Here is a 12,013-nt window from a genome sequence, read left to right as displayed (position 1 = left end):
TTATCAAAAAAATAAGGACTATTAAAGTCCTTATATAAATAAATCTCTATTTTTTAATCCTAAATAAAATTGTGTACATGCTAATAGAAGTAAAATTACTCCTCCTATAGAACCTATGTAGATTAATTTTTCTGCTAAACCTTGTGATAATCCTGATTCTACAATCACTTGTACATATTTATTAAAGTTTTGCATTGCTTGGTATCCATATCGAACCCATGTAATACCTGTCATAATTCCCATTGGAACTATACTCATGCTCATATAAAATCCATTTATTGATCTTTGCTTACTACCTTTAACTCCAAGTATAATTGGTACTAAAAATAATAGTGGCAACATATATCCATAAAATTGAGGCGTTAAAGCTAAAAATAATGCTGCTGTTAAATAAAATGCTAATAAATAATTTTTTAATACATTTGTTTCACCTTTAAAGTCTCTTAAAGATGCTTTCAAATATCTTATATATACAGGCAAATCATTTTCAACACCTTGAGTATCTCTACCCATTCTCATATCTTTAATTAATTCCTTGCCTTTTCCATTAAGTTGATTATATTGTTTACTAAAATATTCTGGTACTTCTACCTGTTCATATTCAGATTTTAACTTTTCTAAATCAGACAAATATTTTTGTATTTTTCTTTCTTTTATTCCTTTGAACTTCTTGGTTTCAGCGATTAATTGGTTAATTGTCATAACTACTAATCCTGTACTCATACCTCCACCCCCTTATAATTATGATACTATATAGACAATTCAACTGCTACATTTTAATAATAAAATTTATAAGTTCTTTTATATATATACTCATTATTTATATAAAGAACCCTACAAAACTGTAGGGCTCTTTTTTATTTTAGTTACCTTTCGTTATCAAATTTCTATTTACCATGGTTTACTATCTTACTTAATGCTATTCCAGCACAACCTAATATAATAACCCACACTATTGACATAAAAGCCCAAGCAAATCCTGTCATTATATTCACCATCCTTTAAATTTAATCTATGAGATTAAAATTTTATTAAGCTTCTACTTTATTATTATTTATTTCAGAAGTATATTTAGATTTGATAGATTTATATGTTTGTATAAATCCAACTATTAATATACATACAACTACTGCTCTAGCAAGATTTACCCAAACAACAAATTGTTCATTTCCTGCCATATAAGATGGTATAGCTTTAAAGTTACCAGCTAATGCATAGTCTTTAGTAAATATTGCTAGGAAAACTATTATAGAAACTGGTGTTAAGAATTGGTGGAATAATCTAAAGAACCATTTTGGTACCTTCCATAAACCACCTTTATTCATTTCATCTAGTGCTGGGTCCTTAACTAACCAAGCTACAACTATAACTTCTATTAATCCAAGAACGATTAACAAGTAGTTACCTATCCAGTTATCAACTTCTGTGAAGTAGAATAAGTTAGCAGTTCCTGTAACGATTGATTCTAATGCTATTGGTGCACCAACTATTAAGTATGCTATGAATATAATAATAGCACCTTTTTTTCTTTGTATTCCCATATCTTCTTCTAGCAATGCAACTAAATAATTGTACATTGCTATAGCTGAAGTAAATCCAGCGAAGAATAATAAGAAGAACCAAACAGCTCCGAATATTCTACCACCAGTCATATCAGCAAATACATTTGGCAATGCCATAAATGCAAGACCTATACTGCCTTTTATACCTTCTGGTCCAAGGAATGCATATGAAATAGGTATAACAGAAGTACCAGCAAGTATAACTTCCGCAAATTCATTTAATGATACTGTAGCAACAGAAGCAGTTACTATATCTTCATCTGCTTGTAAGTAAGATGCATAGTTACAAATAATACCCATACCTAAAGATAATGTGAAGAATATTTGTCCTGTTGCAGTTACTACTGAAGCAGAATTTAATTTACTTAAATCTGGATTCCATACAAAGTTTAATCCATGCATTGCTGACCAATCAGGATTAACTGGAGCACCTAATGTTAAAGCTCTTATAACAAGTATAATACCAAATACATATATTGTTGGCATCATTACTTTAGCCCAAGCTTCTATACCTTCAGATACACCTTTCATTACAGCCCATCCAAGTAAAGCTAGTGAAACTATCCAGAATATTAACATTTTAGGATCAGATACATAATTTGTGAAGAATGTAGGACCATCTACACCTACATAACCACCTGTTAATGATTGCACTGCATATCCCAATGACCAACCTATGATATGAGTATAATAAGAGTTAACTAGTAATGTAACTCCAAATGCTATAGCTCCCGCAAGAGCTCCAAGTATAATTGCAGTTTTTGGCTTTACAGCTTTTTTAGCTTGTAAATAAATCATTGGACCTACCGTTCCATGTCCATGTGCTCCACCATAACGTCCTATACTCCACTCAATTAACATTACAGGTATACCTATAACTATTAGAGCAAAGAAATATGGTATCATAAATGCGCCACCACCATTTGTAGCAGCTATATACGGGAATCTCCAGAAATTCCCTAATCCAACAGCATTTCCTGCCATTGCTAAGATAAGACCTATCTTAGAACCCCACTGTTCTCTGTTTTCTGCCATTTAATACTCCCTCCTTTTTATTTTTAGTATGACGGAAAATTAAACCCAAAAGAAATAACCAGACTAAAACCCTTATTTTGTCAATATATTCACATTTTTGTAAATATTCTGATTATTCAATTTATAAAAATAACCACTAAGACTTTGGTATTATCTGAGTGGTCATTTTATATAATAGTACCATCATTTACTAAAACATGCAATAATTGTATTCTAATTTATTTTTAGTCATATAAATTATGTTTTAATAAAATATTAATGTACTATATTAAAATATATTAATCATTTTCTTATTTTATTCTTATAAAACTCTACTTGATCCTCTGTATACAGCACCTCTTGTAGTATCAACTGTTATTATTTCTCCATCTTCAACACTTGATAATATATTTGTAGCAGATACAATTACTGGTTTTCCTAAGTTTATTCCAACTATTGCAGCATGAGAAGTCATTCCACCATCTTCTGTCACAATTGCAGCCGCCTTTTCTATATATGGATTCATTTCTTTATCAGTCATGCTTGTAACTAATATATCTCCTTCGTTGAAATTATCACAAGATTCTCCACTTTTTACTATGCGTACATTACCTTCAATTGTAGTTCTTCCTATACCTATACCTTGGCATATTTCTTCACTTACAACATGTACCTTTATTAAATTAGTTGTTCCACTTACTCCAGTTGGAACTCCCGCAGTTATAACAACTAACTCTCCATCGTGGATAAATCCTTCGTTTTTACTTGCTTCTATTGAGTTATCTATAAGATCATCAGTATTTCCTGCTTGCTGACAATTTACTGTATAAACACCCCAACTTAGTGATAACTGTCTACTAGTTCTCTCGTTAGGAGTAGCTGCTATAATTGGAGTATTCGGTCTAAATTTAGAAACCATTCTAGCTGTATGTCCTGAAGATGTTGATGTAACTATTCCTGAAGCAGTTAAACTTTTAGCTGTTGTACAAGTTGCATAACTTATTGCATCTGTGACATTAGTATTGTTTAATCCTTTACTTCTTAAAATATTATCATAATCTAGAGTTTCTTCTATTCTTTTAGCTATTATAGCCATTGTTTTAACAGCTTCTACTGGATACTTACCTGCAGCAGTTTCTCCAGATAACATTATTGCATCTGTTCCATCATATATAGCATTGGCAACATCAGTTACTTCAGCTCTTGTAGGTCTTGGGTTTCTTATCATAGAATCAAGCATTTGAGTAGCTGTTATAACTGGTTTACCTAACTCGTTACATTTTTTAATCATTTCTTTTTGTACTATAGGCATCTCTTCAGTTGGTATCTCAACTCCCAAGTCACCTCTAGCAACCATTAAACCATCAGAAACTTGTAGTATTTCATCTAAATTATCTACACCTTCTTGATTTTCTATTTTAGATATTATTTGTATATAAGTAGCATCATTATTTTCTAGAACTTCTCTTATAGCAAGAACATCTGATGCCTTTCTAACAAATGAAGCTGCTATAAAATCTATTCCTTGAGTTATACCAAATTCTATATCTGATATGTCTTTAGGAGTTAATGCTGGTAAATTTATTTTTACACCGGGAACGTTTACGCCCTTGTGATTTTTAACAATACCTGAGTTTTCAACTATACAGTGAATTTCTTCATCAACAACTTCTTCAACTCTTAATCCAACAAGCCCATCATCTATTAATATTAAGTCGCCTTTTACAACGTCATTAGCCAATCCTTTGTAACTAACTGTACAGATTTCTTTTGTCCCCACAACATCTGCCATAGTTATTGTAAATTTGCTTCCTTCTTCAAGGAAAACTTCTGGTTCTGCAAAGTTTCCAGTTCTTATTTCTGGACCTTTAGTATCTAGTAATATTGCAACAGGTTGTTTAAGTTTTTCTCTAACTTTTTTTACAGCATCCATTCTTTCCTTGTGTTCTTCATGTGAACCGTGAGAGAAGTTAAATCTACAAACATTAAGACCATTTTCTATTAATTTAGTTAATGTTTCTTCACTTTGAGAAGCCGGTCCTAAAGTACAAACTATTTTTGTTTTCTTAGCACTTTTAAGCATTATATTATATCCTCCTAAACGTATTATATAGATAGTATTTGAGCCATTTGGTAACTTTGTTTATCAAAATCTTTTTTCATAGCTAAAGCTTCATGTATCTCCATATCTATTATTTTATCATCTCTTATTCCTACTACTCTAGCAGATTTACCATCTAGAAGTAATTCAACTGCTCTTACTCCTAATCTACTTGCTAATAAACGGTCTGAAACTGTTGGACTTCCACCCCTTTGAACATGTCCTAGTACTGTTACTCTAAGGTCTACACCAGTTCTTTCGACTATTTCTTTTCCAATATCATTAGCATTTCCAACCCCTTCGGCTAATACTATTATACTGTGTCTCTTACCTCTTTTTTTAGTAGTTTCTAATCTTAAGCATATATCTTCTATTTTATAATCTATTTCTGGAACTATTATTGTTTCAGCACCACCAGCTAATCCAGCATATAAAGCTAAATCGCCACAATGTCTTCCCATAACTTCAACTATATTCACTCTTTCATGAGAAGATGAAGTATCTCTTATTTTACTTATAGCATCTACTATAGTGTTTAATGTTGTATCGAAGCCTATTGTGTAATCTGTGTAAGCTAAATCATTATCAATTGTTCCTGGTATACCTATTGCCGGAAAACCTAAATCACTAAGTTTTTGTGCCCCATTGAAAGAACCGTCTCCACCTATTACAACTAAACAATCTATTCCATATTTCTTAAGAATTTTAACTGCTTTTTGTCTACCCTCTTCAGTTCTAAACTCTTCACATCTTGATGATTTAAGTATTGTTCCTCCTCTGTGTATAATGTCTCCAACTGATGATAAATTCATTTCAACTAAATCAGATTCAATAAGACCTTTATATCCTCTATTAATACCATAAACTTTGCATCCATAGTATATGGCTGATCTAACAACAGCTCTAATCGCTGCATTCATTCCTGGTGCATCCCCACCACTAGTCAATATTCCTATTGTCTTCATAGTACTACCTCCTAATAATCCTAAATCCTTAGAGTTGTAATTTTTTACTCCCTAGGTATACATGTTTTTATTAATTTTACAAAAACATTTTCACCTGTATATATTGTGTATTATATCACAAATTACCATCTGTTTTTATATAAAACATCAATTTGTACTAATTTTTAACCTTAACGTTTTCCATCCCTAATAGTTCTTGTAATTTAGATTGTAAGTCTGGATTTACACTAACTTCCATATCAGTCCACTTAAACATTCTTCGAGGATTTTCTGTACATATATAAACGCCTTCATATCCCTTATGTTGAAGTAATATTTTTTCTATAGAGTTAATAAGTTGTTGGTCTTTCATATTATCTACTTTTATATAAATACCTGTAGTTTGTTGTCTTTTGTTTTTTGTGTATACATTATTTTGATTGTTAATTTTAAAATTATCATGATCACTTATATCTTTAATTTCTCTAGCTATAAGTTTTGCATTTTCTTCCTCTTTTATACTAAGCTTACCTTTTATATAAATAATATTATCCTCATTTAAAATAGTATTATATTGTTTTAAAACTTGAGGAAATACAATTACTTCAATAGTTCCATATAAGTCTTCCAGCTCTAAAAATGCCATAATGTCATTTCTTTTAGTTGTTTGTATCCTCTTACTAACAATCATTCCACCTAAAATAACTTCTTTTTCATCTAAATTCAAGTATGCTTCCATATCTTCTTTTAGAGCATTAATTTTTCCATTATCTATAGATGTGTTATTTTTTAATTCTTTTTCATATTCTCCAAGAGGATGACCACTAACATACATTCCTAAAACTTCTTTTTCCAATGCTAGTCTTTCTCTCTCTTCAAATTCATTTACCTTAGGTATTGAACTAACTTCCTGCTCAACTTCTACAATTTCTTCTCCCATTTGAAGACCATCAAATAGAGATATTTGTCCTTTAACATTTTTCTTTCTATCCATAGATACACTTTCTAATAATTTTTCATATCCCATCATTAGGCTTGCTCTATTATCACTAATATTATCAAAGGCACCGCATTTAATTAAACTCTCTAATACTCTTTTATTCAAATCTTTTGAATCTAATCTTTTTACTAAATCACCAAAATCCTTAAAATCTCCATTTACTTCTCTCTCCTTTATAATGTTGTTTATTACATTTATGCCAACATTTTTTACTGCAGCTAAACCAAATCTTATATCATGTCCTTCAACAGAGAATTTTCCAAAACTTTTATTAATATCCGGTTTTAAAATTTCTATTTCTAAAGCATTACATTCTCTTATATATTCAACAACTTTATCTGTATTACCCATAACACTTGTAATTAATGCTGCCATAAATTCCACTGGATAATATGCTTTTAAGTAAGCTGTTTCATAAGAGATAACTCCATAAGCCGCCGCGTGAGATTTATTGAATGCATATTTTGCAAAATCTATCATATCATCAAATATTTTATTTGCTATATCCTCTGGAACACCATTTCTTATACATCCTTGTATTTCTAAGTTACCACTTTCATCTGCTTTTCCGTGTATGAAATACTGTCTTTCTTCTTCCATTACATCCATTTTCTTTTTACCCATAGCTCTTCTAACTAAATCACTACGACCATAACTATACCCAGCTAAATCCCTAACAACTTGCATAACTTGCTCTTGGTAAACTAAACAACCATAAGAAACTTCCATTATAGGTATTAAACTTTCATGTATATATGTTATTTTGTCTGGATTATGCTTATTTTCTATATATGTTGGAATAGAATCCATTGGACCTGGTCTATATAAAGATATTCCAGCAACAATATCTTCAAAGTTATTTGGTTTAAGCTGTTTCATGAAACTTCTCATACCTGAACTTTCCAATTGAAACACTCCCAATGTGTTTCCTGAGGAAAGTAACTCATAAACCTTTGGGTCATCATAATCCATTGATGAAAAATCTATTCTTTTTTTATATTTTTTTTCTATTAAATCAAGAGCATCTCTTATTACCGTTAGAGTTCTAAGCCCCAAGAAGTCCATTTTTAGAAGACCTAATTCCTCTAAAGTAGTCATTGTAAACTGTGTACTCACAGACTCTTGATGTTTGTACAATGGTACATATTCATCTACAGGATTTTTTGATATAACTACACCTGCTGCATGGGTAGATGCATGACGCAACATTCCTTCCATCTGTTTTGAAATATCTATGACTTCTTTAGTTTCCCCATCTTGCTCATATAAATTTCTTAGTTCTGGATTAACCTCCAATGCTTTATCTATTGTCATTCCTAAATCAAAAGGAATTTCTTTTGCTATTTTATCAACTTTGTTATAAGGAATATCTAATACTCTTCCAACGTCTCTAATAGCTGCTTTTGCTTTCATCGTTCCGAAAGTTATAATCTGAGCAACATGATCATCCCCATATTTTCTTTTAACATAATCTATAACTTCTTCTCTTCTTTCATAGCAAAAATCTATATCTATATCGGGCATAGATACACGTTCTGGGTTCAAGAAACGTTCAAATAACAACGAATATTTAATTGGGTCTATATCAGTTATTCTCAAAGTATATGCAACTATAGAACCTGCTGCACTACCTCTTCCCGGACCAACCATTATATTATTTTCTTTTGCATAATTTATGAAATCCCAAGTAATTAAAAAGTATTCTATATATCCCATTTTTGAGATTACATCAATTTCATAATTTAATCTATCTATTGCTTCTTGTGTAGGATTATTATATCTTTCCTCTAGACCTTTAAAGCATAATTCTCTTAAGTAACTTTCTGTTGTGTAACCTTCTGGTACATCGTATTTTGGCAAATGATAAGTGTTAAAATCAAATTCAACATTACATCTTTCTGCAATTTTAACTGTATTATCTAAAGACTCTATTGCGTAAGGAAAAAGTTCTTCCATCTCTTCTCTTGATTTTAAATAAAATTCGTTACTACCAAATTTCATTCTACTTGGATCATTTAAGGTTTTGCCCATTTGTATGCACATAAGTACATCATGAGTTTTTGAATCTTCTTTATTTACATAATGCAGGTCGTTTGTTGCAACAAGAGGTATACCTGTTTCTTTTGATAATTTAACTAACCCTGCATTTACTTCTTTTTGTTCTGGTAAATGATGATCTTGTATTTCTAAATAAAAATTATTTTCTCCAAATATTTCTCTATATAATAAAGCAAATCTTTTAGCTTCTTCATAGTTTCTATTTAAAATATTATTTGATACATCCCCAGCTAAACAAGCTGATAATGCTATAATTCCTTCGCTATGTTTTCTTAATTCTTCTATATCAACTCTTGGCTTATAATAAAATCCTTCAACGTAAGATGTTGAAACTAATTTTATTAAATTTTTATATCCTGTCATATTTTCAGCCAATAAAACTAAATGACCGTATCTTTTATCATAGTTGGGGTCTTTATCCCTTAAGCCACGAGATGCTGTGTATACCTCACATCCTATAATCGGCTTTATTCCTGCCTTTTTTGCTTTTTTATAAAAATCTATAGCTCCAAACATACAACCATGGTCTGTTATTGCAATAGCCTTCATATTTAGCTCTTTTGCTCGCCCTATTAGTTTATCTAGTCTAGAAAACCCATCTAGTAAACTGTACTCCGTATGCACATGAAGATGAATAAAATCTTTATTCATTATCTCACCTCCTAAATTTATAAGCTTATTTTATCACATTATGTAATAAAAAAAGAGGTTATATATTATAACCCCCCTTAATAATTAATTTTCATTATTATATTCACCATCGAATTCTTTATTTCTCAATTCATTAGCTATTTCTTCTAATTTTTTTAATCTGTGATTTACACCTGATTTACTGATTTGAGGAGTTAGTAATTCTCCCAACTCTTTTAATGTTAAATCTTCATTCTCTACTCTTAATAATGCAATTTGCTGTAAGCTTTGGGGTAGTTTACTTATACCCATTTTTCGTTCAATTAATTTTATATTTTCTACTTGTCTTACTGCCGCATTAACTGTCTTAGAAAGATTAGCTGTTTCACAATTTACTATTCTATTTACATTATTTCTCATTTGTTTTAATATTTTTGTATTTTGAAGGCTTAAAAGAGCTTGAAAACCTCCTATAAGACTTAGTAAATCCGATATTTGTTCACTTTCTTTCAAGTATACAACATAAGAATTTTTCCTACACACTATTTTTGAGTTTAATCCTAAAGAGTTAATTAAATTCATTAAAGACTCTGCAAATTCTTCGCTATTAGCAACAAATTCTAGATGATAATTTTTTTCCGGATCACTTATTGAACCTCCACCCAAAAATGCGCCTCTAAGAAACGCTTTTTTACATTCCTCATCTTCATATACCCAAGATGGTATTGTATGAGAAGGTAAAAAATCTTCATTTTTATCTAATAGACCTAAAGTTTTCATTAACTCTTCAGATCCCATATCACTTTTTACTGTTAGCACATAACTATTATTTCTCTTTAACATTTGGTTTTTATTAACCATAATAGTTGTATTTATATTAAAATCAGATTTTAATATTTTAAAAACTTTTCTAGCTACTGAATTTAATTCTGTAGAAATTTTCAAGTTAATCTTTTTATATCCAGCAATTTGAATAGTACCAGCTAGTTTTGCTATTCCTGATAACTCAGCTTTTTTATAACATAAGCTTTCCGGCATCAATCTTGCCAGTTCATTTTTCGTTTCTGTAGAAAAAGACATACATACCACCTATTATTCTAGCTCTTCTTTAATCTTTTTTTTATTTCTTTTAAAGCCACCTTTATAATTTCCTTCTCATCATCATATCTTGCCAAATCAACAACTCGATCTATATGAATAAACTTTGCATCCACAAATCCTTCTTCTTTTTGTGGTACTGTGTCCATATTTTTAGACTGCATCAAATACCAAAATACAGTTTTATGAACAGCTCTATTTTCATCCCAATTTTCTTTGAAAGTATAATGTATTTCTCCAAGATATTTTAAGGTTTCGGCTTTTACTCCAGTTTCCTCCGACACTTCTCTTAATGCAGCTTCTTCGTTATTCTCACCTTCTTCTACTTTTCCTTTTGGCAACACCCAGTCGCCATTAAACTTTCTTAGTAGAAGAATAGCATTTCCAAATAACACCACCCCACCGGCACTAATTTCTTCTCTCATAGATGTTCACTCCTTAAAACTAACATAATAATAAGGATTTCTACATAAAAATCTAAAATCCTTTTTTACCTTGCCCTGTCATAATCATGACTTAGTGCCAAATTATTAATTACTTCACATATAGAGTCTGCATGATGTCTAATATAGTCATTTTTAATTTCTATCAAATCTCCCTCGACTATTTTTATACCCATACTCTTTAATGTGATTCTTTGTTGTTTATCTAATAACACCTGGTTTGCTCCATCCTTTTTATATTTTTCAAATTGATTATCAGGTATTATTTCATTGTTAGCTACAACATAGTCAATTAAGTTCTCTTTTGTATGTTTGTTTATAGCTTTAACATGGTCTAATACATCATATCCATCAGTTTCTCCTGGTTGAGTCATTACATTAGGAATATATATTTTTGTAGCCTTACTTCCTTTTATAGCTTCAACCACACCTTCTACTAATAAATTTGGTATTATACTAGTATATAAACTTCCTGGACCCATTATAATGTAGTCAGCTTCATAAATAGAAGTAATCACATCATTTAAAGGCTTTGCGTCTTTAGGCTCCAAATATACTTTTTCAATTTTACTTTTTTGATTTCTTACTTCCCTAGGAATTTTAGACTCCCCTTTTATTACATTTCCGTTATTTAATTTAGCAATTAAGTCAATACTTTCTAACGTAACTGGCAAAACTCTACCTGTTATATTAAAAATTTCACTTAACTTATAAACAGCTGTTTCAAAATTTCCATATAATCCATTCATAGCTGCTAAAAAAAGATTTCCAAAGCTCTGTCCTTTTAGACCACCTTCTTCAAATCTATATTGCATTACTTCTTGCATGGTAGGTTCAGTATTAGCTAAAGCTAGCAAACAGTTCCTAATGTCTCCTGGCGGTAACATTCCTAAGTCTGATCTTAAAACCCCAGATCCTCCCCCATCGTCTGCAACAGTAACAACAGCTGTAATATTAGGCGTAATCTTTTTAAGACCTCTTAAAAAAATTGATTGACCTGTACCTCCTCCAATAACTACTACATTAGCCTTATCAGCTTCTATAGTCTTTCTTGTATTATCTTTTTTTACTTGTTTTTTTGCTTTTATAAAAAAAACTATACCTAGAACTAAGGTTACCATACCTATAATATCTATAATGTAAGCCAAATATTTCATAGCTGC

8 protein-coding genes are annotated in these 12,013 nt (G+C 30.6%); all 8 read right to left on the bottom strand.

Annotation, left to right across the window (positions count from 1 at the left end; all coding sequences use genetic code 11):
* Positions 1 to 30 precede the first annotated feature (30 nt).
* The 8 genes from TEGL_RS01510 to TEGL_RS01475 all read right to left on the bottom strand — a co-directional run bounded on the left by TEGL_RS01510 (position 31) and on the right by TEGL_RS01475 (position 12,007).
* Positions 31 to 723 (bottom strand): hypothetical protein, encoded by a 693-nt coding sequence (locus TEGL_RS01510; RefSeq protein ID WP_018591866.1) that lies wholly within the window; start codon positions 721 to 723, stop codon positions 31 to 33.
* Positions 724 to 1,031: 308 nt separating this feature from the next.
* On the bottom strand, positions 1,032 to 2,597 hold the full coding sequence (locus TEGL_RS01505) for a sodium-dependent transporter (protein ID WP_018591868.1): 1,566 nt from the start codon (positions 2,595 to 2,597) through the stop codon (positions 1,032 to 1,034).
* 301 nt (positions 2,598 to 2,898) lie between these two features.
* Complete coding sequence (pyk, locus tag TEGL_RS01500) at positions 2,899 to 4,659, bottom strand: pyruvate kinase (protein WP_018591869.1); 1,761 nt, start codon at positions 4,657 to 4,659, stop codon at positions 2,899 to 2,901.
* Positions 4,660 to 4,682: 23 nt separating this feature from the next.
* Positions 4,683 to 5,642 (bottom strand): 6-phosphofructokinase, encoded by a 960-nt coding sequence (pfkA, locus tag TEGL_RS01495; protein WP_018591870.1) that lies wholly within the window; start codon positions 5,640 to 5,642, stop codon positions 4,683 to 4,685.
* A 157-nt stretch (positions 5,643 to 5,799) separates the two neighbouring features.
* Positions 5,800 to 9,330 (bottom strand): DNA polymerase III subunit alpha, encoded by a 3,531-nt coding sequence (locus TEGL_RS01490; protein ID WP_018591871.1) that lies wholly within the window; start codon positions 9,328 to 9,330, stop codon positions 5,800 to 5,802.
* 84 nt (positions 9,331 to 9,414) lie between these two features.
* The gene (gene whiA, locus TEGL_RS01485) at positions 9,415 to 10,389 is read right to left on the bottom strand and encodes a DNA-binding protein WhiA (RefSeq protein WP_018591872.1); all 975 of its coding nucleotides are present in this window, start codon (positions 10,387 to 10,389) and stop codon (positions 9,415 to 9,417) included.
* Between the two features lie 17 nt (positions 10,390 to 10,406).
* Positions 10,407 to 10,832, bottom strand: coding sequence for an NUDIX domain-containing protein (locus TEGL_RS01480; RefSeq protein WP_018591873.1), 426 nt, complete (start codon positions 10,830 to 10,832; stop codon positions 10,407 to 10,409).
* Positions 10,833 to 10,897: 65 nt separating this feature from the next.
* Positions 10,898 to 12,007 carry a gluconeogenesis factor YvcK family protein gene (locus TEGL_RS01475; RefSeq protein WP_018591874.1) on the bottom strand — a complete coding sequence of 370 codons (1,110 nt, stop codon included), beginning with the start codon at positions 12,005 to 12,007 and terminating at the stop codon, positions 10,898 to 10,900.
* Between the last annotated feature and the right edge of the window lie 6 nt (positions 12,008 to 12,013).

Origin of the sequence: Terrisporobacter glycolicus ATCC 14880 = DSM 1288 (genome assembly GCF_036812735.1) — a bacterium.
Lineage (GTDB): Bacteria > Bacillota > Clostridia > Peptostreptococcales > Peptostreptococcaceae > Terrisporobacter > Terrisporobacter glycolicus.
This window is presented reverse-complemented; position numbering and strand designations above follow the sequence as displayed.

Bases quoted from the DNA above. Each gene is read 5' to 3' on its own strand.
- TEGL_RS01510 (WP_018591866.1), bottom strand. From the start codon at position 723: ATGAGTACAGGATTAGTAGTTATGACAATTAACCAATTAATCGCTGAA.
- TEGL_RS01505 (WP_018591868.1), bottom strand. From the start codon at position 2,597: ATGGCAGAAAACAGAGAACAGTGGGGTTCTAAGATAGGTCTTATCTTA.
- pyk (WP_018591869.1), bottom strand. From the start codon at position 4,659: ATGCTTAAAAGTGCTAAGAAAACAAAAATAGTTTGTACTTTAGGACCG.
- pfkA (WP_018591870.1), bottom strand. From the start codon at position 5,642: ATGAAGACAATAGGAATATTGACTAGTGGTGGGGATGCACCAGGAATG.
- TEGL_RS01490 (WP_018591871.1), bottom strand. From the start codon at position 9,330: ATGAATAAAGATTTTATTCATCTTCATGTGCATACGGAGTACAGTTTA.
- whiA (WP_018591872.1), bottom strand. From the start codon at position 10,389: ATGTCTTTTTCTACAGAAACGAAAAATGAACTGGCAAGATTGATGCCG.
- TEGL_RS01480 (WP_018591873.1), bottom strand. From the start codon at position 10,832: ATGAGAGAAGAAATTAGTGCCGGTGGGGTGGTGTTATTTGGAAATGCT.
- TEGL_RS01475 (WP_018591874.1), bottom strand. From the start codon at position 12,007: ATGAAATATTTGGCTTACATTATAGATATTATAGGTATGGTAACCTTA.